Here is a 20,303-nt window from a genome sequence, read left to right on the forward strand (position 1 = left end):
AAAAACCGGCTCTGCCAGAAACAGAGCCGGTAGTAGCGATTAACGCGCCGCTTTACGGCCGTAAACCAGCCAGGTGATCAGGATGCAAATCACGTAGAACACCAGGAAGATTTTCATGGCGCCGGCTGGCGAACCGGTCATCGCCAGAGAGATGCCGAAGGTTTGCGGAATGAAGAAGCCTCCCGCTGCGCCAATCGCAGAGATAAAGCCGAGCGCCGCTGCGGTATCGGTCACCGCTTCCTGCTGCGCCTCTTTATCGCTGCCGCCGCGCGCTTTGACTTTATCCCAGGTGATTTTGCGGAAAATCACCGCGATCATCTGGTAGGTCGAGCCGCTGCCGAGGCCTGCGGTTAAGAACAGCACCATAAAGATGCCGAAGAACATCGGGAAGGAACCCGCGTCACCCTCGCCAGGCAGCGCCAGGAACAGCAGCGCGGTGAACAGCGCCATAACGATGAAGTTAATCAGCGTAACCCGTACGCCGCCGAAGCGGTCGGAGATCACGCCGCCAGCGGAACGCGCCAGCGCGCCCAGCAGCGGACCGAAGAAGGCGTACTTCATGATCACAATATCCGGGAACTGCGTTTTCGACAGCATGGCGAAACCGGCGGAAAAACCGATAAACGAGCCGAACGTGGCGAGATAGAGCAGGCTCAGGCCCCAGAGATGCGCGCGCTTCAGTACCGGCAGCTGTTGACGCAGCGAGGCTTTCGAGGCGGCGAGATCGTTCATGCCGAACCAGGCGGCGATAGTGGCGATCAGCAGCAGCGGCACCCAAATCCAGGCGGCGTTTTCCAGCCACATCTGGCTGCCGTCGGCGGTGACCTGGCCATGGCCGCCAAAGAAGTCAAAAATCGCAAAAGAGATGGCAACCGGCGCCAGCAGCTGCATCACGCTCACGCCCAGGTTGCCCAGGCCGCCGTTGATACCCAGCGCGCCGCCCTGCTGCGCCTTTGGAAAGAAAAAGCTGATATTGCCCATGCTGGAGGCGAAGTTCGCGCCCGCGAAACCGCACAGCAGCGAGATTACGATGAAAATAGCGAAAGGCGTTTCCGGGTTCTGCACGGCGAAACCAAGCCAAACGCAGGGCAACAGCAGAAAGCCGGTGCTGAAAGCGGTCCAGCGGCGGCCGCCGACCAGGGGAATAACAAAGGAATAAGGGACGCGCAGAAGCGCGCCGGAAACGGAAGGCAGCGCCGTTAACAGAAAGAGCTGATCGGTAGTAAAGTTAAAGCCGACCTTATTTAAATTAACGGCAACGGTGCTGAACAGCATCCAGACGCAGAATGCCAACAGCAGGCAAAAAACGGAAATCCACAGGTTACGACTGGCGATGCGTTTACCGCACTGCTGCCAGAACTGGGCATCTTCCGGCCGCCAGTCCTGAATGACGGCGCCCGATGCTTTTTTTTCTGATGGCGTGGCTAAATTTGACATAACAACCCCGGTAAAGGAATGAAAACTGCGCACATCCTGCCGGGTCGATTAGCGCGCGGAGTTGACATAAATCAACGGGGAAACAGTTAGTTTTAGCCTGCCAGTGCGTCCAGTCTACTAAATGAGTAGAAGCTGTGGCATTATTATTATGCTAAAAAACAAGCCGTTAAAAAAATAAAACGCACTGTTTTAAAGATTTTAAGCCGTTTTTTGTTTCATTGGTGATACTCCCTTAGAGGTATAAAGGAAAAATTAAGAATAATGAAAAATAGCGGTCGACAGGCAGCCTCTCGCCTGAGAACCAACCTCTCGTCACGCTTTATCAGACCTCGCCGCTGCCGTCCACACCATGATTAACCGGAGCCATTATGACCACCCATGACGCCGCCACCATCCTTCTGATTGATGATCATCCTATGCTGCGTAATGGCGTTAAGCAGCTTATTAGCCTCGATCCGCAGTTACAGGTGATCGCCGAAGCAGGCAATGGCGAACAGGGTATCACGCTGGCCGAACAGCACGATCCTGACCTGATTTTGCTCGATTTAAATATGCCGGGCATTAACGGTCTGGAAACCCTCGACCGTCTGCGACGCATTGACCTGTCGGGCCGCATCGTCGTGTTTACCGTTTCTAATGATGAAGAAGATGTGGTCAACGCGCTGAAGCGCGGCGCAGACGGCTATCTGTTGAAGGATATGGAGCCGGAGGCGCTGCTGACAGCACTGCATCAGGCGGCCGCCGGTCAGATGGTGTTAAGCGACGCTTTAGCGACGGTATTGATCAGCAGCTTGCGCGAAACACCGCCCGCGGCTCAGCGCGATATTCAACAGCTGACGCGCCGGGAACACGATATTCTGCGGCAAATCGCCCGCGGGCTGCCGAATAAAACCATTGCCCGTAAGCTCAATATCACCGAAAGCACAGTAAAGGTGCATGTAAAGCATCTGCTGAAAAAGTTACAGCTGAAGTCGCGCGTCGAAGCGGCGGTCTGGTATTTGCAGAATAAAACGGGCGGGTAAGCGGCGGACGACTGTTTCGTCCGCCAGAAGAAAAGCTTACTTAGAGGGATGCTCATTCAGCGAGGCAGCTTGCTGCTCCGATGCGGCCGGTTCATGGTGATCATGCTCCGTCATAGCGATGGCATGAACGCGCTTGCGCACGCCAAACCAGCCCAGAATCAGCACCACGGCGATCAATGGAATTGAGGCCACGGTAAAGGTGCCGTTCGGGTAGTCGAACGCCATCAGCACCAGCACGCTAAGCAGGAACAGCAACGTCAACCATGAGGTGACCGGCGCGCCCGGCAGCTTGAAGCTGACGTCATCCGCCTTGCCCTCTTTAATCGCCTTACGCAGACGCATCTGACAAACGATAATGAAGGCCCAGGTCGACAGAATGCCCAGCGACGCAATGTTCAGTACGATCTCAAACACCTGCGACGGCACATAATAGTTCAGCACCACGCCCACTACATAGACGGCGATCGTCACCAGAATACCGGCATACGGCACCTGTTGGCTGCTCATCTTCGCCAGCGATTGCGGCGCGGAGCCGCCCATCGCCATTGAGCGCAGAATACGTCCGGTGGAGTAAAGGCCGGAGTTCAGGCTCGATAACGCGGCGCTCAGCACCACGATATTCATAATGCTGCCAATATAAGGCACGCCCAGCTTAGAGAAGAAGGTGACGAACGGGCTTTGTCCCGCCTGATAGGCGTTCCAGGGCAGCAGCAGCACCAGCAGCACGACGGAGCCGACATAGAACAGACCGATACGCCAGATAACGCTATTAATCGCCTTCGGCAGCACCTTTTTCGGCTCTTTGCATTCGCCGGCGGCAATGCCCACCAGCTCGATAGAGGCGAAGGCGAAGACCACGCCCTGCACCAGCACCAGCGCCGGCAGCAAGCCGTGCGGGAACATCCCGCCGTTATCGGAGATCAAATGGAAGCCGGTCGCATTGCCGTCCAGCGGCTTGCCGCTGCCCAGGAAAACGACGCCGACCACGAGGAAAATAACGATCGCCAGTACTTTCACCAGCGCGAACCAGAACTCCATTTCGGCGAACCATTTCACCCCAATCAGGTTCATGGTGCCGACAATCGCCAGCGCGCCCAGCGCGAAGACCCACTGCGGCACATCGCCAAACGCGCCCCAGTAGTGCATATAGAGCGCCACCGCGGTGATATCGACAATGCCGGTCATCGCCCAGTTGACGAAATACATCCAGCCCGCGACATAAGAGGCTTTTTCACCCAGAAACTCGCGCGCATAAGAGACAAAACTGCCGCTGGAAGGCCGATGCAATACCAGTTCGCCTAACGCGCGCAGAATAAAGAAGGAGAAGATGCCGCAGACGAGATAAACCAGCGCCAGCGCCGGACCGGCAGCCTGTAAACGCGCGCCCGCGCCGAGAAACAGACCGGTACCAATAGCGCCGCCGATGGCGATCATTTGTACCTGACGGTTGCCCATCGCTTTGTCGTAGCCAGCATCATGTGAATTCAGCCAGCGTCTTTTGGCAGCGCGCTGTTCCGCTGCCGTTTTCTTGGTTGCTTTCATTGCCTTTCCTGTTGTCCTGCCCGATAAAGGAGCTACTGTCCGCTCAAGCCCCTTTCCCCTTTATAACCAATCGTTTGCGTTACAGGGAGTCCGGGGGCAAATCCGCTGAAAATCTGAGTGTTGTAATGTAGCGACACAGCGGATTTACGGCGATGAATCCTAACCGTTCTCTTAAGGGGAAGCAAAACCCCAACAGCGAAATTTTTTACTCTTTTGTAATTTTTGTGGCACAACTTAAAAAGCGAGAACGCCGCGCTGGCGCTGCGTAAAAGCGGGATCTACCCCAGCACGCGGCCAGGAAAGTAACGCGTTAGTAACGCCCGGTTGAAAAGCCAGCCCCGCGCTTATCCTCCCGCCGGGTCGCGGCGGCCTTAGTGAAGCATTATCTGCCTTGCCGATGCGATAAAAAGGCGCCGCGCGCATTTTCCTGCTGCTAATTTGACTTGACACCGCTGCGTGCCCTGTCGTTTCAGGCTATGATTGCTCCTCTTTTTTGAGTTAAGTTTTCCCATGCTGAAACGTTCCGTTACCAGTTCTATCGCCCGCGCGCTGGCCGGCATCGTCATTCTTTCGGTGCTTTCCACAAGCCTGGCTCTGCTGACGCTTTCCGGCAGCCTGCGCGATGCGGAAATGATCAATCTTGCCGGCTCGCTGCGTATGCAAAGCTACCGCCTGGCCTGGGATTCCGATACCCATTCTCCCGAACTGGAAACGCATCTGTATGCGTATCAGCAGTCGCTGAATGCGCCGGTGTTGCAGCATCTGAACCGCTTTTACGTGCCGGAAAACGTGCGTAATCGTTACCGTCAGCTGAAAGTCAGCTGGCCCATGCTGCAGGCGGATCTGTTGAGTGGGGAGCCGCAGCGCTATTCGCAACATGTGGCAGGCTATGTCGGAGAGATCGACCGCTTTGTCTACGATCTGCAGCGCTATGCGGAACGCAAAATGCAGCTGGTGGCGCTGACCAGCGGCGTCGGCTTCATCGCTATTGTCGCGCTCGCCTTCTGGACGATTCGCCTGACGCGCCGTCAGGTGGTCAAGCCGCTTAATCGGCTGGTGCAGGCCAGCCGCTATATCGAACAGGGCAATTTCCACTATCCGCCGCTTGAGACGTCGCTGGAGAATGAGCTGGGCCTGCTGGCCAACGCGTTTAATCGCATGTCGGGCGAGCTGGAACGCCATTACAGCGAGCTGGAAAATACGGTGAAAGCGCGAACCGCCGATCTGCTGGTGGCGAATCAAACCATGACGATCCTCTACGAGGCTTCGCAGGCGCTGGCGGTCAGCAGCCTGAGTCATCCAACGATTACCGAGGTGATGGAAATTGTGTTCAGCCGCGCGAAACTCACCGCGCTGGCGCTGGATGCCGGAGAAAGCTGGCAGTTCGCGTTGGGAACGCCGCAGCCCGATAAAACCTGGCAGCATTTAGCGCTGAAACAGGAGAATCAGCCCGGCGGCGAGCTGCGCTGGCAGGAAGGCGATCGACACACGCCCGCGCCGCTGATGCAGAGCGTCGGCAACCTGCTGTCGCGCGCCATCTGGATTCATCAGGCGCAAAAACAGCAGCAGCAGCTTCTGCTGATGGAGGAGCGCGCCACCATCGCGCGCGAATTGCACGATTCGCTGGCGCAGGCGCTGTCGTTTCTGCGCATACAGCTGACGTTGCTGAAGCGCACTATTACAACCGAGCAGCAGCCGGCGCAGCAGATCATCAGCGATTTCGATCAGGCGCTGGCGGAAGCCTATCGTCAACTGCGCGAACTACTGAACACCTTTCGCCTGTCGGTGGATGAAGCCTGTCTGCCCGCAGCGCTACAGGCGATGCTGACGCCGCTGCAGCAACAAACTTCCGCCGAAATTGCGCTGACCTGCGCGTCAAGCTTTGACGCGCTGACGGCGCAGCAGCAGGTGCATGTGCTACAGATTGTGCGCGAAGCGGTGCTGAACGCGATTCGCCACGCCGACGCCCGCCGTATTGAGGTAAGCTGCGTCACGCTGGAAAGCGGCGAACACCATATCACTATCAGCGATGACGGCTGCGGGCTCGATACCGTTGAGGAGCCGGCCGGGCACTATGGCCTGACGATTATGCATGAGCGGGCGCAGCGGCTCGGCGGAACACTGCAAATGGAAACTACGCCTGCTGCCGGAACGCGGCTGCTGCTGCGCTTTCCGATGCAGGCGACAGAAACCGTGACGGGGTAACCCTTCGTTATCATTTTTATTTAGTCAGCCGACGCTGGCGCTCTACGCCTGGGAGTACCATGGACAATCGACATTTTACCGTGATGCTGGTGGACGATCATCCGCTGATGCGGCGGGGGATCCGTCAGCTGCTGGAGCTGAACAGCCATTTTGACGTCGTCGCCGAGGCCAATAACGGCACCGAGGCGCTGGCGGAGGCCAGCCGGCTGTCGCCGGACGTTATTCTGCTGGATCTGCATATGAAAGGCATGTCCGGCCTCGATACGCTGAAGGCGTTGCGCAATGAAGGCGTGGCGGCGCGCATTCTGGTGCTGACCGTCTCCGACACGCGCAGCGATATCTACGCCATGCTGGACGCCGGCGCGGACGGCTACCTGTTGAAAGACAGCGAGCCGGAGGTGCTGTTGCAGCAGATTATCGACGGCGCGCAGGGCGCTAACGTTTACAGCAGCGTGGTGCGCGACTATCTGGTGACCCGCGCCCACAGCGCCAATCCGTTCGAGACGCTGACCGAGCGCGAACTGGACGTGCTGCAGGAAGTGGCGCGCGGTCTTTCTAATAAAGAGATTGCGGCCGCGCTGCATATTTCGGAAGAGACGGTAAAGGTGCATATTCGCAACTTCCTGCGTAAGCTGGATGTGCGTTCGCGCGTAGCCGCGACCGTGCTGTGGCTGGAGAATAAGCATCGCTGATCGCTTCGTGTCATAACGCCCCGCGTTTCGGCACGATAATTTACATTTTCTCCTCTTTTTCTCCACGATTCTTCTTCCGGGGACGCGTAAAGTGATGCGATATCCGATCGCACTGAATCGATTAACAAATCACCCAGCATAGCCTGCCCGTCGCGACGTCAACGCGACCGGCAGGTTTGTTCCCGTTGATAACATCGTATTGAGGAGTGCCGCTGTAATGGCGAATTTTTTTATTGACCGCCCAATCTTTGCCTGGGTGTTGGCAATAATGATGTGCCTGACCGGCGCGCTGGCGATTATCTCATTACCGGTGGAACAGTATCCCGATCTCGCGCCGCCCAACGTGCGCATTACGGCAAATTATCCCGGCGCCTCGGCGGAGACGCTGGAAAATACGGTGACGCAGATTATCGAGCAGAGCATGACCGGCATCGATAACCTGATGTATATGTCGTCGCAGAGCAGTAACACCGGCCAGATGACCATTACCCTCACCTTTTCTGCCGGCACCAACCCCGATGAAGCGCGTCAACAGGTGCAGAACCAGTTACAGTCGGCCCTGCGCAAACTGCCACAGGCGGTGCAGCAGCAGGGCGTGACGGTGAATAAAACCGGCGAAAGCAATATTCTGATGCTGGCGTTTGTCTCTACTGACGGCAGTATGGATAAGCAGGATATCGCCGACTATGTCGCCAGTAATATTCAGGACCCCCTCAGCCGCATCAGCGGCGTCGGCCAGGTGGACGCCTACGGCACCCAGTATGCGATGCGTATCTGGCTCGATCCCAACAAGCTGATTAACTATTCGCTCACCACGCAGGATGTGGTAAGCGCGATTGAATCGCAGAACAGTCAGGTCGCGGTGGGTCAGGTCGGCGGCACGCCGTCGGTCGATAACCAGGCGCTGAACGCCACGGTTAACTCGCAGTCGCTGCTGCAAACGCCGGAACAGTTTAAAGCGATTACGCTGCGCACCAACCGCGACGGCTCGGTGGTGACGCTGGGCGACGTGGCGGAGGTGGCGCTGGGCGCGGAGAAATATGACTACCTCAGCCGCTATAACGGTATGGCGGCCTCCGCCCTGGGCGTAAAGCTCGCCTCCGGCGCCAACGAGCTGGAGACCGATCGTCTGGTGCGCGCGCGCGTCGAGGAGCTGTCGCGCTACTTCCCGCATGGCCTGGAGGCGAAAGTCGCCTATGAGACCACGCCGTTCGTCACCGCCTCGATCCGCGACGTGGTGAAAACCCTGCTGGAAGCGGTGCTGCTGGTCTTCCTGGTGATGTATCTGTTTATGCAGAACTTCCGCGCCACCCTGATCCCAACAATAGCGGTGCCGGTGGTGCTGCTGGGCACCTTCTCGGTGCTTTACCTCTGCGGCTTCAATATCAATACACTGACCATGTTCGCGATGGTGCTGGCGATCGGCCTGCTGGTGGATGACGCCATCGTGGTAGTGGAAAACGTCGAGCGCATTATGAGCGAAGAAGGCCTGTCGCCGCGCGAGGCCACCCGTAAATCGATGGGGCAAATTCAGGGCGCGCTGGTGGGCATTACATTGGTGCTTTCCGCCGTGTTTGTGCCGATGGCCTTTTTCGGCGGCACCGTCGGCGCGATTTACCGTCAGTTCTCGATCACCGTGGTGTCGGCGATGGTGCTGTCGGTGCTGGTGGCGATGATTTTAACGCCTGCGCTCTGCGCCTCACTGCTGAAGCCGGTGGCGCCAGGCCATCATCACCAACGGCGCGGCTTCTTCGGCTGGTTTAACCGCATGTTCGCGCGCAATACCCAGCGCTATGAACGCGGCGTAGGGAAAATTCTGCATCAAACCGGACGCTGGCTGCTGATCTACCTTGCGATTATCGGTCTGATGGCGTTTCTGTTTCTGCGTCTGCCCACCTCTTTCCTGCCGCTGGAAGATCGCGGCATCTTTACGACGCAGGTGCAGCTGCCGCCCGGCTCGACGCAGCAGCAGACGCTGAAGGTCGTGGAAAAGGCGGAAAGCTATTACATGACCCACGAGAAAGAGAATATCGAATCGGTATTCGCTACCGTCGGTTCCGGCCCCGGCGGCAACGGTCAGAACGTGGCGCGCCTGTTTGTGCGGCTAAAAGACTGGGAGATGCGCGCCGACGCCGATCGATCCTCGTTCGCGATTATTGAACGCGCCACCAAAGCCTTCCGCCAAATTAAAGAGGCGGGCGTCATCGCCAGCAGTCCGCCCGCCATCACCGGCATGGGCAGCTCCGCCGGTTTCGATATGCAATTACAGGATCATGCCGGGATTGGACATACGCAGCTGATGGCGATGCGCGATCGGCTGCTGGCGCTGGCGTCGCAGGACTCGCGCCTGGCGCGCGTGCGCCACAACGGGCTGGATGACAGCCCGCAGCTGCGCATCGATATCGATCAGCGCAAGGCGCAGGCGCTGGGCGTCTCTATCGACGATATTAACGATACGCTGAAAACCGGCTGGGGCTCGACCTACGTGAACGACTTCCTCGATCGGGGACGCGTGAAAAAGGTTTATGTGCAGGCGGCGGCGAAATATCGCATGCTGCCGGATGACATTAACAAATGGTACGTGCGCAACAGCTCAGGCGGCATGGTGCCGTTCAGCGCCTTCGCCAAAACCAGCTGGGAAACCGGATCGCCGCGCCTGGAGCGCTATAACGGCTACGCGTCGCTGGAAATTGTCGGCGAGGCGGCGCCCGGCGTGAGTACCGGCACCGCGATGAACGTGATGGAGCAACTGGTGAGCCAGCTGCCGCTCGGCGTCGGCCTGCAATGGACTGGCGCCTCTTTACAGGAGCGGCTTTCCGGCTCGCAGGCGCCGGTGCTCTACACTATTTCGCTGCTTGTCGTCTTCCTCTGCCTGGCGGCGCTTTATGAGAGCTGGTCGATTCCGTTCGCCGTGATGCTGGTGGTGCCGCTGGGCGTAGTGGGCGCGCTGATCGCCACCTGGGCGCGCGGGCTGGAAAACGATGTCTATTTCCAGGTCGGGCTGCTGACGGTCATCGGCCTGTCGGCGAAAAACGCCATCCTGATCGTCGAGTTCGCCAACGATATCAACCGTCGCGGCGGCGATCTGCTCGCCGCCACATTAGAAGCCTCGCGCCAGCGTCTGCGTCCGATATTAATGACTTCGCTGGCGTTTGTTTTCGGCGTGCTGCCGATGGCGATCAGCAACGGAGCGGGGTCAGGCAGTCAGCATGCCGTCGGCACCGGCGTGATGGGCGGCATGATTTCCGCTACGCTGCTGGCGATATTTTTCGTGCCGTTATTTTTTGTATTAATCCGACGCCGCTTCCCGTTAAAAATAAAGCCGACGGAAAGCGCGTAATTAGAAATAATTTTAATGCATTAAAGATGCATAAATAATAAAGGCAGCCGATTGCTCGGCTGCCTTATTTATTTGATTATGGACTGTCAGATGCAAAGACGATTGCTGTGTTCGTCACGCTTCTCTTTATAGGGCTTAATTACTTGCGTAACATCGCGTCGATAAAGTCTTTCCAGTTCCCCAGTTCTAATTCAATCATATCTACCTCTCTTGTTATTAAGGCTTATTTTACGCCCGTTTTTGCAGCAAGTGAATACGCTGTTTCTGATATTGCTATCGGAAAAAGTCTGAAAAACTTTAGTAATTTATTAAAATGAGAGCTGACGCACAATTCAGCAAATTAATTAATTCCTTTAATGATTAATTAAATAATTCCTGAGGTTTGAAACGCTTTATCAAACGTTTTGCTCTGCTTCGCCGGGAAGGGTTTCTGGATCGGAACCACAAGGTAAGGCATTATTCATTAAAGATATTTTTAAAAATGAGACCAAAAATGACACAAAATCAGCCACCTGCTCTTTTTACCCTCTATGGCATTAAAAATTGCGACACGATCAAAAAAGCGCGTCGCTATCTGGACGCGCAGAATGTCGAGCATCTTTATCACGACTACCGCGCGGATGGGTTAACGGCCGAACGACTGCAACACTTTATCGCTACGCTGGGCTGGCAGGCGCTGTTGAACACGCGCGGCACGACATGGCGCAAGCTGTCAGAAGAGGAAAAAGCGGCCATCGACAACGCGGACGCGGCGGCGGCACTGATGCTGGCGCAGCCCGCGCTGATCAAACGGCCATTGCTCGCCGCCGCAGACGGATCTATGCTGCTGGGTTTTAACGAAACCGACTACCAGCAGTTTATTCAGGAGAAGTCATAATATGTATTGTCCGGTCATTGAGCTGGCGCAGCAGCTCATTCGTCGCCCTTCACTCAGCCCGGACGATGCCGGCTGTCAGGCGCTTATGATTGAACGCCTGCAAAAGATTGGCTTCACTGTCGAGCCGGTTAACATTGCCGATACGCAAAATTTTTGGGCGTGGCGCGGACAGGGCGAAACTCTGGCCTTCGCAGGTCATACCGACGTGGTGCCGCCCGGTGACGTCAGCCGCTGGATCAACCCGCCCTTTGAGCCCACTATCCGCGACGGCATGCTGTTTGGGCGCGGCGCCGCCGATATGAAAGGCTCGCTGGCGGCGATGGTAGTGGCGGCGGAGCGTTTTGTCGCCGCTAACCCGCATCATCGCGGACGCCTGGCGTTTCTTATTACCTCCGATGAAGAGGCGAACGCCACGCACGGCACTGTCAAGGTGGTGGAACATCTGATGGCGCGCAACGAGCGGCTTGATTACTGTCTGGTAGGCGAACCATCCAGCACCGTGCAGGTGGGCGACGTGGTGAAAAACGGCCGTCGCGGCTCGATTACCGCTAACCTGACGATCCATGGCGTGCAGGGCCACGTCGCCTATCCACACCTGGCGGATAATCCGGTGCATCGCGCCCTGCCCGCGCTGAACGAACTGGTCGCCACCGAATGGGATCGCGGCAACGAATTTTTCCCGCCGACCAGCATGCAGATCGCCAATGTGCAGGCGGGCACCGGCAGCAACAACGTGATTCCGGGCGAGCTGTTCGTCCAGTTCAACTTCCGCTTCAGCACCGAGCTGACCGACAGCGATATCCGCCAGCGCGTCGAGGCGCTGCTGGAACGTCACCAGCTGCCCTATACGCTCGAATGGAAACTCTCCGGCCAGCCGTTTCTGACCTCGCGCGGCCGCCTGGTGGATGCGGTAATCAACGCCGTTGAGCACTATACTGAAACCAGGCCTGAGTTGCAGACCACGGGCGGCACTTCCGATGGCCGTTTTATCGCCCGCATGGGCGCCCAGGTGGTTGAACTGGGCCCGGTGAACGCCACCATCCATAAAATTAATGAGTGCGTGAAGGCGTCCGACCTGCAGCTGCTGAGCCGTATGTATCAACGCATTATGGAACAACTGATCGCATAAGCGTCCCTCAGGAGGAGCCATCATGGAATGGGTAAAAGAGTACTGGTGGATCATTGTGATCCTGTTGCTGGTCGGCGTGCTGATGAACGTCTATAAGGATTTGAAGCGTATCGACCATAAGAAATATATGGCTAATAAGCCCGATCTGCCGCCCCATCGCGATTTCAACGATAAGTGGGACGATGATGACGACTGGCCAAACAAGAAGAAATAGTCCCGACAGGGGCAGCGTGGCTGCCCCTTCCCCGCCTTACATCAGCGTAATAACATCACTCTCCCTCGGCTTACCGCCGCTTAACGCCTCTTCAAAGTAGCGGCGCGGCACGGTATAGCGCAGATGATCCAGCGCCAGATTCATACTGCGCTGGTCGATAGCGTGTGGCAGGTCCTCAACAATATCCAGCGTCACGTCGCCTCCCAGCGCGGTCAGACGCGCCGCCGCCTGCTGCGCCAGCTCCGCCTGATAGATCTCATCGTCCTGGCCATGGATCAGATGGATAGTGGTTTTTGCCGTCGCCTGTTCCGGCAGGCTGGCGTAGCGTCCGCTAAACGCTACGATGCGACCGGCCAACGCCGGCTGCGCCTTGCTGCCCTCCAGCACCATGACGCTGCCCTGAGAAAACCCAATCAGCGCCGTGGCCTCTGGCGCAATGCCGGTTTGCTGCTGCCACTCGCTGACCGACCGCAGAAACTGCGGCATCGCTTCATCCACGCGCTGCTGTAAGCTGGCGTCGTTCAGAGCCGTTTCGCTGTACCACTGACGGCCCGGCGCCTGACCGCCCGGTTCCGGGCCGCCGACGCTGATCACCAGCGCCTGAGGGTAAACCTCGGCAAACCAGCCGCCAATCTCGCCCATGGCAACCGGGTTATCGCCGGCGGCGTGGTAGAGCAGAAACAGCTGCTGCGGCGGCGTGGATGGATTCTGTACGACAACATAGCTCAGATTCATATCATCTCCTCTCTTCCCTTTAAGCGTAGATGATGATTCACGCCTGCCCGCTTTCATCTCTGTGTCAGAGGTGCCGTTGCCTTATTATTCCGCGCTAGCTCTCAATTCGGCGATGCTCTGCCGTTCTCTGTCACAACGCCCGGCGTCCTGCTGCCGCATCAGCCGCCCCGCCTCTTCGCGCCAGTGATTCAGCAACGCCTTGCGGCCGCTCAGCCCAAACGCGGCAGCCAGCGCGGTCGGCGACCGACGTTGAATAATGGCCTGATGCAGCGCCAGACCGACGCTTTCCGTCGCCAGCAGCAGCCGTCCCAGGGCGGGCAGGCTGACCTCGAAGGCGCGATGGGCGAAGGCGAAACCCGCGAGCGCGCGCCAGTCCTCGTCATCCAGTGGCTGACTGGCGTCGGGCGTCAGGGGAATAGTTTCGTCCAGCAGCGGCTGGAGCCAGTAAAGATCGCGCGCCAGCCGCCGCTCCGCCTGCTGGATCAACTGCCGCCCGGCCGCGCTCAGCGGTAAAATGGCCATCGCGCTGTAACAGCCGCTGCTCGCTTCCCGCTGGGTGGCGATACGCGCCAGCCTGAAGCCGCTGCGCTGCCAGAAACGCCACAGCTCATCGGTAAAACCAAAGCTGACGGAGAGATAGTCCAGCCCTTGCGTCAATGCCTGCGCGGCAGCGGCATCGATTAGACGGCCGCCGATGCGCTGCCGACGCAGCCCCGGCGCGACGGCGATGCGGCTGACGCGCTGCGAACGCAGCTGCGCCGCCTGCGGAAAGCCCGCGTGCGCCGCCAGCGACTGCGCGACCAGGCTGCCGCGCGGACGCCGCAGTCCGGCCCATACCTGCTGCGCCAGCTCGGCGGAAAGCCCGCCCTCTTCTACCAGCCACAGCGCGCCGGCGATATCGCCATCAGGGTTTTCCGCCGCGAAAAAGCGCTGGCCCGGCGCATCCATCATGCGTCGAAAATCGAGCGGCGTGGTGCGGTAGTGCGCGCTGGTCAGCAATAGATACAGACGCAACAGGCGGGCCGGATCGCGGTCGCGATCGCAGCGGATCACCGCGATCGCCGCTTTTGACGCGACGCGATCCTCCTGCGCCTCGTCCAGCAGCAGCGCGGCATTCACGACCTTCTCCAGCGGATCGTCCTGCCGCCAGCGCTGCGGCGCATCCAGCTGATAAAAGCGCGCCTGCGGCAGCGAGGCGCAAAATTTCAGCAGAAAGCCGCGTCCGGTGCCTTCATAGCCCTGTACGGTGGTGGTAAGCAAAACATAAGGAAAGCGCGTGACCAGTCGTTGCAGCAGGGGCGCAGGAATGGCTGCCGCCTCGTCGATAATCAGCCAGTCGGCGTCCGGCTGCATATCGTCCGCCAACAGCGCATCGGGCGCGATAAATGCGAAGCGCTCGCCGGCAAAACGCGTCAGCACCGCCGTGGAGACTTTGGCGGGCGCGGTTACCAGACAGCGGCCTGACCACTGTCGGAGCAGCATACCGGCCAGCGCGGACTTGCCGCGCCCGCGCGCGGCGGTTAAGACATGAATGCCGGGCGCGGCCCTGAGCAGCTTTGCCAGCAGATGTTGCTGTTGCCGCGCGTCGCCTGGCTGCCAGTCGCTGAGCGTCAATGCTGGCGGCCAGCGCGGCGGCTGATGCTGCTGATGCAGCAGCACCTGCGCGTCGGTCAGAAAGTGACGTTGCAGATGGTGGATAAAATGCGGGGTGGCGAGGGGCGCATCGCATTCGCTCCAGCGCAGCGAATCGCTGTCGGGACGCTGCGGCCACGTCGTCCAGGGCGGCGTCAGCAGCAGCAGCCAGCTGCCCGCGCTGAGCGTGCCGACCAGCGCGGCGAACGCTTCGCTGTGAAACCCGTTACGGGCGTCAAAAATGGCGTGGCGGAACTCCTGTCCCAGCAGGTTGCGCAGGGCGGAGGGCGGCAACGCGTCGGCCAGGTCGCTGGCCTCGCTGAGCGTTATCCACTCTCCAGAAAGCGCTATCCGCCACTGCTGCGCCTGCTGGCGGCACCACTCTGCCTCGCCGGATAACACCGCCAGCCGCCGAATGCCGGTACGCCGCATCTCGGCGGTAAGCGTTTCCAGACTCACGATTTAGCGGCTGGCGAAGGTATCGCACTGACCGGGATCGCCGCCGTCAAAGCCGCGTTTAAACCAGCTGTAGCGCTGTTCAGAGGTGCCATGAGTGAAACTGTCGGGCGTAACGCGGCCCTGGCTCTGCTGTTGCAACCGATCGTCGCCAATCGCTTCAGCGGCGTTCAGCGCTTCCTGCAGATCGCCCGGCTCCAGAACCTGTTCTTTCTGCATATAGTGGCCCCAGACGCCCGCGAAGCAGTCCGCCTGCAGCTCCATCTTCACCGAAAGCTGATTAACCTGAGCCTGAGAAGCGTTCTGCTGCATCTGACGCACTTTCGGTTCGATGCCAAGCAGCTTCTGCACATGGTGTCCGACTTCGTGCGCCACGACATAGCCCTGCGCAAAATCGCCGTCGGCGCCCAGCTTGTTCTTCAGCTCATCATAAAAGGAGAGATCGATATAAACGGTTTCATCGGCCGGACAGTAAAAGGGGCCCATCACCGACTGGCCGGTGCCGCAGCCGGTGCGCGTCGCGTTGCGGTACATCACCAGGTGCGGCGCTTTATACTGCTTGCCCATCTGGGTAAACAGCTTTTGCCAAGTATCTTCCGTCGTGGCAAGGATAACAGAGGTGAATTTCGCCGCCTCATCATCCTGCGGGCTGACGCGCTGCGTACTGCTCTGCTGCGAGACCGGCTCGCCGCCGGTCAGCAGCGGCGTCAGGTCATAGCCGTAATAACCAGCGACCATCACAATCACCAGCAAAATAATCCCGCCCTTGCCGCGCGGAATACGCATACGTCCGGCGCCCACGGTGGGTGACTGACTTCGACGATCTTCTACGTTGTCGCTCTCGCGACGCCCTTGCCAACGCATAACCTTCCCCTGTTTTTCACTGTGGCGGATACGGCAAATTCTAGTCGCGGCGACGCTGAATAACCAGAGCGCGTCGCGCCGGATGGGAGGGTAACGGAAAAAAAGGACGGGCACAACGAAGGAGGAGTGGCCGACGGCGGCTGCGCGTCGGCCGGAAAAAGCGCTGTCAGTCGAGCTTCACGCCCAAACGGTGAGCCACTTCCTCATACGCTTCGATCACGCCGCCCAGACTCTGACGAAAACGATCTTTATCCATTTTGGCCATGGTCTCTTTATCCCACAGGCGCGCGCCGTCCGGCGAAAATTCGTCGCCCAGCGTTACTTCGCCTTTAAACAGGCCGAACTCCAGCTTGAAATCGACCAGAATCAGTCCGGCGTCGTCGAACAGCTTGCTAAGGACGTCATTCGCTTTGTAGGTCAGCTCGCGCATACGCGCCAGGTTCTCTTTATTCACCCAGCCGAAGGTTTCACAGTAGGATTCATTGACCATCGGATCGTGTTTGGCGTCATCCTTCAGGAACAGATCGAACAAGGGCGGATTCAGCACCATACCCTCTTCCACACCGAGACGTTTTACCAGCGAACCCGCTGCGCGGTTGCGCACCACGCACTCAACCGGCACCATCTCCAGCTTTTTCACCAGCGCTTCGTTATCAGAGAGCAGCGCTTCCATCTGCGTCGGGATGCCCGCCTCTTCCAGCTTGCGCATGATAAAGTAGTTAAACTTGTTGTTCACCATGCCTTTGCGATCGAACTGTTCGATACGCGCCCCGTCTCCTGCTGACGTATCATTGCGGAACTCGAGTACCAACAGATCCGGATTTTCGGTGCTGTAGACGGTTTTCGCTTTGCCGCGATACAACTCAGCTAGCTTTTGCATCTTGATAAACTCCAAACATGGTAAATAGTGAAAGGCCTGACCGCGCCACGCAATCGTTTACGTCGCTGCGCGCTATTATGCCAAAGATAAAATAAAAAAGGCCGGAATTTTCCGGCCTTTTTTTATTACTTGCTGAGCGCGGCCTGAAGGACCGCCACCAGCGCGTCGTTTTGCGACTGCGTCAGGACATGGCCTTTCGGGTCGATAAACTGCAGGCTGCTGCGGTTGTCGAGATCGCCGACCTGCAGCGTATAGTCGCCGTTCGGCAGCTGCGGATCTTTGGCGCCGATCTCATCCCAGGTGCTGTCGCCCGGCGCTTTGTAGGTCACCTTCATGCTGCCCTGCGAGCGGTTGCTGTCGGTGATATCCATGCCGATGCGCTGCAACGCGGCTGGCAGACGCTGCCAGGAGACATTGAAAGGCGCACGCAGGATCAGATTCGGTAGGCCGGTGTCATCGGCGCCGCTCTGCACGTCGATCTGCGAAGCGCTGCGGCTGGCGGCGGCGTCCTGCGCGGCGGTTTCCATCTTATCCAGGCCGGTGCTGATATCGTTCAGCATCTGCGCGGTATAACGCTGGATCTGCGTGGGCGAGGAAACATCATTGCCCGCCTGCTGCAGCTGCAGCAGTTTAACCGTCAGTGCCTGCTGATAACCCTGCTGCTGCACGCTGATCTGATAGCGGCCGCGGTACTGGTTATCTTCATCGGCGCGGTTCCACTCGACCCAGTCGGTCGTCAGCTGCTGGCTGGCGTCCTGCTGGCTGGCGATCGGGAAGCGGTAAGACTGCACCACGTTCACCACCTGCGGCCAGACGGAACCGCTGCGGCTGTTCTCCATCATCAGCACGCCGGTATTGCCGCTGAACTGCGCGCGCGCGCCGTTTATCAACGCCAGCGGCTGAGCAGGCGGACGAATGTCCAGCTGCTTGCCGACCGCGCCGTTGCCGGCCGCGTGCGGTACATCATAATCGCCGTTTTGCAGCGGCAGAATCATCCCCGCCGGCGCGCGTAAATCCTGCAGCTCAGCCGCCTGCAAATAAGATTCATCCCCGCTGACCTGGCGCTTATAGCGCTGATCGTTAGAGCAACCCGCCAGCAGCATTACCGTGGACAGCCCAACGATAGTCGCTACCGTGGACTTTTTTACTGAATAAGCCATCAACTCTCCCTAAATTACAGCAGACCCGCGTTTTTCAGCGCCTGCTCCACAACCGGACACGCTGCCCCGGATAACGGAACCATTGGCAGACGCAGGGTATCGGTCGCGATTAATCCCAGTTTTTTCGCGGCCCATTTCACCGGAACAGGATTAGATTCAACAAACAGTTTCTGATGCAGGTGCATCAGGCGCTGGTTAAGATGACGCGCCTCGGCGAAGTTGCCTTCGCGCGCCAGACGGCACAGCTCGGCCATTTCACGCGCGGCGATGTTCGCCGTCACGGAGATCACGCCGTGGCCGCCCAGCTGCATAAAGTCGAGCGCGGTGGCGTCGTCGCCGCTCACCAGCACAAACTCATCATCAACCAGCTCTTGGATCTGGCTGACGCGCGATAAGTTCCCGGTCGCCTCTTTGATCCCAATAATATTTTTGATTTTCGCCAGACGCGCAACCGTTTCAGGCAGCATATCGCAGCCGGTGCGCGACGGGACGTTATAGAGCATTTGCGGCAGTTCAGTGCTTTCCGCAATCGCTTTAAAGTGCTGATACAACCCTTCCTGCGTCGGACGGTTGTAGTATGGCGTCACGGTCAGGCAGCCGATCACGCCGGAGTTTTCGAAGCGTTTGGTCAGAGAGATGCCTTCTGCGGTGGCGTTCGCGCCGGTGCCGGCGATGACCGGGATGCGGCCGTCGGCAAGGTCGAGCGTCAACATCACCACGTCGCCATGTTCATCATGACTCAGCGTTGCGGATTCGCCGGTAGTTCCCACAGAAACGATGGCGGAGGTTCCGCTCTCGACATGATAATCAATCAGTTTTTTCAGGCTCGTACGGCAGACATTACCTTTGTCATCCATTGGCGTAACGAGCGCAACAATACTTCCCGTGAACATTGGCTATCCCCTCGACAAACAAGTGCTTCATGGTACGTTTGACCGGCGGGGAAAAGCAAGCGAACAGAGGCCGGGAGCGCTTGGCAGAGGGTATTTTTTATGTTTACCTACGGGTTATAACTGTTACTTATCAGCTTACCCCACAGGAAGACCTATTTTGCCGCAGACACCGCAACACTTTTTGGTCATCACGGCGTTGGGCGTCGATCGTCCCGGCATCGTGAACACCATTACCCGTCATGTCAGCAGCTGCGGCTGTAATATCGAAGATAGCCGTCTGGCGATGCTCGGCGATGAGTTCACTTTTATTATGCTGCTTTCCGGCAGCTGGAACGCCATTACCCTGATCGAATCCACGCTGCCGCTAAAGGGCGCCGAACTGGAGCTGCTGATCGTCATGAAGCGCACCAACGCCGGCAGCAGGCCGCCGATGCCGGAAACCGTCTGGGTGCAGGTAGAGGTCAATGACTCGCCGCACATCATCGAACGTTTCACCGATCTGTTCGACTCGCACCAGATGCATATCGCGGAACTGGTCTCGCGCACGCAGCCATCGCAAGAAAACCAGCCGCCTTTACTCTATATTCAAATCACCGCGCACAGCCCGGCGCATCGGGACGCAACATTAATTGAGCAGGCGTTTCATGCCCTATGTACAGAACTGCATGCGCAAGGCACTATTAGCGTCGTGAATTATCCTCAGCATGACGAAAAAATGGAGAGTAGTGATGAATCCACTGAAAGCCGGTGACACCGCACCGAAATTTAGCTTGCCCGATCAGGACGGCGAACAAGTAAATTTGACCGACTTCCAGGGACAGCGCGTGTTGGTCTACTTCTACCCTAAAGCGATGACGCCCGGCTGCACCGTGCAGGCGTGCGGCCTGCGCGATAATATGGACGAGCTGAAAAAAGCGGGTGTGGAAGTGCTGGGCATCAGCACCGACAAGCCGGAAAAGCTATCGCGCTTCGCAGAAAAAGAGCTGCTGAACTTTACCCTGCTCTCGGATGAAAACCATGAGGTCAGCGAGCAGTTCGGCGTCTGGGGCGAGAAAACCTTTATGGGTAAAACCTATGACGGCATTCACCGCATCAGCTTTCTGATCGACGCCAACGGCACCATTGAAAAAGTGTTCGACGATTTCAAAACCAGCAACCATTACGACATCGTTATGGATTACCTGAAGTCCGCCTGAGGCCGTGCGTGGCGTCAACGACGCCACGA

18 protein-coding genes are annotated in these 20,303 nt (G+C 58.2%); 9 read left to right on the top strand and 9 right to left on the bottom strand.

Annotated elements, in window-relative coordinates:
* Window positions 1-39: 39 nt before the first annotated feature.
* Window positions 40-1,437, bottom strand: a complete 1,398-nt coding sequence (locus tag C2E16_RS15335; protein ID WP_038624816.1) for a NarK family nitrate/nitrite MFS transporter — start codon at window positions 1,435-1,437, stop codon at window positions 40-42.
* Between the two features lie 368 nt (window positions 1,438-1,805).
* Between C2E16_RS15335 and narL the strand changes: the two genes are divergently transcribed.
* Window positions 1,806-2,459, top strand: coding sequence for a two-component system response regulator NarL (gene narL / locus C2E16_RS15340; RefSeq protein ID WP_038624814.1), 654 nt, complete (start codon window positions 1,806-1,808; stop codon window positions 2,457-2,459).
* A gap of 36 nt (window positions 2,460-2,495) precedes the next feature.
* On the opposite strand, the gene ansP is transcribed toward narL, so the two are convergent.
* A complete protein-coding gene (ansP, locus tag C2E16_RS15345; protein ID WP_038624812.1) occupies window positions 2,496-4,001 on the bottom strand; it encodes an L-asparagine permease in 1,506 nt (501 codons plus the stop codon).
* Window positions 4,002-4,511: 510 nt separating this feature from the next.
* On the opposite strand from ansP, the gene narQ reads away from it, so the two are divergent.
* The 3 genes from narQ (at window position 4,512) to acrD (ending at window position 10,238) form a co-directional block, all read left to right on the top strand.
* Window positions 4,512-6,206 (top strand): nitrate/nitrite two-component system sensor histidine kinase NarQ, encoded by a 1,695-nt coding sequence (gene narQ, locus C2E16_RS15350; RefSeq protein WP_084970272.1) that lies wholly within the window; start codon window positions 4,512-4,514, stop codon window positions 6,204-6,206.
* Window positions 6,207-6,265: 59 nt separating this feature from the next.
* Window positions 6,266-6,898 carry a response regulator gene (locus tag C2E16_RS15355; RefSeq protein ID WP_038624807.1) on the top strand — a complete coding sequence of 211 codons (633 nt, stop codon included), beginning with the start codon at window positions 6,266-6,268 and terminating at the stop codon, window positions 6,896-6,898.
* 217 nt (window positions 6,899-7,115) lie between these two features.
* Complete coding sequence (acrD, locus tag C2E16_RS15360; RefSeq protein WP_084970273.1) at window positions 7,116-10,238, top strand: multidrug efflux RND transporter permease AcrD; 3,123 nt, start codon at window positions 7,116-7,118, stop codon at window positions 10,236-10,238.
* 139 nt (window positions 10,239-10,377) lie between these two features.
* Here acrD and ypfM read toward each other — a convergent pair whose 3' ends face one another.
* A complete protein-coding gene (gene ypfM / locus C2E16_RS15365; RefSeq protein WP_103790919.1) occupies window positions 10,378-10,437 on the bottom strand; it encodes a protein YpfM in 60 nt (19 codons plus the stop codon).
* Between the two features lie 294 nt (window positions 10,438-10,731).
* Between ypfM and C2E16_RS15370 the strand changes: the two genes are divergently transcribed.
* From C2E16_RS15370 to C2E16_RS15380, 3 genes are read left to right on the top strand one after another with little or no spacing between them, the layout of a single operon-like run.
* On the top strand, window positions 10,732-11,115 hold the full coding sequence (locus C2E16_RS15370) for an ArsC family reductase (RefSeq protein ID WP_038624805.1): 384 nt from the start codon (window positions 10,732-10,734) through the stop codon (window positions 11,113-11,115).
* Window position 11,116: 1 nt separating this feature from the next.
* The gene (gene dapE / locus C2E16_RS15375) at window positions 11,117-12,244 is read left to right on the top strand and encodes a succinyl-diaminopimelate desuccinylase (RefSeq protein WP_038624803.1); all 1,128 of its coding nucleotides are present in this window, start codon (window positions 11,117-11,119) and stop codon (window positions 12,242-12,244) included.
* Window positions 12,245-12,266: 22 nt separating this feature from the next.
* The gene (locus C2E16_RS15380) at window positions 12,267-12,458 is read left to right on the top strand and encodes a YpfN family protein (RefSeq protein ID WP_038624801.1); all 192 of its coding nucleotides are present in this window, start codon (window positions 12,267-12,269) and stop codon (window positions 12,456-12,458) included.
* A gap of 36 nt (window positions 12,459-12,494) precedes the next feature.
* Here the strand turns inward: C2E16_RS15380 and ypfH are convergent, their stop codons facing one another.
* The 6 genes from ypfH to dapA form a co-directional block, all read right to left on the bottom strand.
* Window positions 12,495-13,193 carry an esterase gene (gene ypfH, locus C2E16_RS15385; protein ID WP_038624799.1) on the bottom strand — a complete coding sequence of 233 codons (699 nt, stop codon included), beginning with the start codon at window positions 13,191-13,193 and terminating at the stop codon, window positions 12,495-12,497.
* Window positions 13,194-13,277: 84 nt separating this feature from the next.
* Complete coding sequence (locus C2E16_RS15390; RefSeq protein ID WP_376746703.1) at window positions 13,278-15,287, bottom strand: tRNA(Met) cytidine acetyltransferase TmcA; 2,010 nt, start codon at window positions 15,285-15,287, stop codon at window positions 13,278-13,280.
* Window positions 15,288-16,145 (bottom strand): KPN_02809 family neutral zinc metallopeptidase, encoded by an 858-nt coding sequence (gene ypfJ / locus C2E16_RS15395; RefSeq protein ID WP_084970859.1) that lies wholly within the window; start codon window positions 16,143-16,145, stop codon window positions 15,288-15,290.
* Between the two features lie 166 nt (window positions 16,146-16,311).
* Window positions 16,312-17,025 (bottom strand): phosphoribosylaminoimidazolesuccinocarboxamide synthase, encoded by a 714-nt coding sequence (gene purC, locus C2E16_RS15400; RefSeq protein WP_038624795.1) that lies wholly within the window; start codon window positions 17,023-17,025, stop codon window positions 16,312-16,314.
* Window positions 17,026-17,150: 125 nt separating this feature from the next.
* A complete protein-coding gene (gene bamC, locus C2E16_RS15405; protein WP_038624793.1) occupies window positions 17,151-18,185 on the bottom strand; it encodes an outer membrane protein assembly factor BamC in 1,035 nt (344 codons plus the stop codon).
* Window positions 18,186-18,199: 14 nt separating this feature from the next.
* Window positions 18,200-19,078: a 4-hydroxy-tetrahydrodipicolinate synthase gene (gene dapA, locus C2E16_RS15410; RefSeq protein WP_084970858.1), complete on the bottom strand. Its 879-nt coding sequence runs from the start codon at window positions 19,076-19,078 to the stop codon at window positions 18,200-18,202.
* A gap of 157 nt (window positions 19,079-19,235) precedes the next feature.
* Between dapA and C2E16_RS15415 the strand changes: the two genes are divergently transcribed.
* Both C2E16_RS15415 and bcp read left to right on the top strand, forming a co-directional pair.
* Window positions 19,236-19,829 (top strand): glycine cleavage system transcriptional repressor, encoded by a 594-nt coding sequence (locus C2E16_RS15415; protein ID WP_038624789.1) that lies wholly within the window; start codon window positions 19,236-19,238, stop codon window positions 19,827-19,829.
* Window positions 19,807-20,274 (top strand): thioredoxin-dependent thiol peroxidase, encoded by a 468-nt coding sequence (gene bcp, locus C2E16_RS15420; protein ID WP_038624787.1) that lies wholly within the window; start codon window positions 19,807-19,809, stop codon window positions 20,272-20,274. The genes C2E16_RS15415 and bcp overlap by 23 nt, the downstream gene beginning before the upstream one ends.
* Window positions 20,275-20,303: the final 29 nt, after the last annotated feature.

The sequence above is a fragment of the Mixta calida genome, assembly GCF_002953215.1.
In the GTDB taxonomy this organism is placed as follows: Bacteria; Pseudomonadota; Gammaproteobacteria; order Enterobacterales; family Enterobacteriaceae; genus Mixta; species Mixta calida.

Bases quoted from the DNA above. Each gene is read 5' to 3' on its own strand.
- C2E16_RS15335 (WP_038624816.1), bottom strand. From the start codon at position 1,437: ATGTCAAATTTAGCCACGCCATCAGAAAAAAAAGCATCGGGCGCCGTC.
- narL (WP_038624814.1), top strand. From the start codon at position 1,806: ATGACCACCCATGACGCCGCCACCATCCTTCTGATTGATGATCATCCT.
- C2E16_RS15355 (WP_038624807.1), top strand. From the start codon at position 6,266: ATGGACAATCGACATTTTACCGTGATGCTGGTGGACGATCATCCGCTG.
- dapE (WP_038624803.1), top strand. From the start codon at position 11,117: ATGTATTGTCCGGTCATTGAGCTGGCGCAGCAGCTCATTCGTCGCCCT.
- dapA (WP_084970858.1), bottom strand. From the start codon at position 19,078: ATGTTCACGGGAAGTATTGTTGCGCTCGTTACGCCAATGGATGACAAA.
- ypfJ (WP_084970859.1), bottom strand. From the start codon at position 16,145: ATGCGTTGGCAAGGGCGTCGCGAGAGCGACAACGTAGAAGATCGTCGA.
- ypfH (WP_038624799.1), bottom strand. From the start codon at position 13,193: ATGAATCTGAGCTATGTTGTCGTACAGAATCCATCCACGCCGCCGCAG.
- narQ (WP_084970272.1), top strand. From the start codon at position 4,512: ATGCTGAAACGTTCCGTTACCAGTTCTATCGCCCGCGCGCTGGCCGGC.
- ansP (WP_038624812.1), bottom strand. From the start codon at position 4,001: ATGAAAGCAACCAAGAAAACGGCAGCGGAACAGCGCGCTGCCAAAAGA.
- bamC (WP_038624793.1), bottom strand. From the start codon at position 18,185: ATGGCTTATTCAGTAAAAAAGTCCACGGTAGCGACTATCGTTGGGCTG.
- purC (WP_038624795.1), bottom strand. From the start codon at position 17,025: ATGCAAAAGCTAGCTGAGTTGTATCGCGGCAAAGCGAAAACCGTCTAC.
- bcp (WP_038624787.1), top strand. From the start codon at position 19,807: ATGAATCCACTGAAAGCCGGTGACACCGCACCGAAATTTAGCTTGCCC.
- C2E16_RS15370 (WP_038624805.1), top strand. From the start codon at position 10,732: ATGACACAAAATCAGCCACCTGCTCTTTTTACCCTCTATGGCATTAAA.
- acrD (WP_084970273.1), top strand. From the start codon at position 7,116: ATGGCGAATTTTTTTATTGACCGCCCAATCTTTGCCTGGGTGTTGGCA.
- C2E16_RS15380 (WP_038624801.1), top strand. From the start codon at position 12,267: ATGGAATGGGTAAAAGAGTACTGGTGGATCATTGTGATCCTGTTGCTG.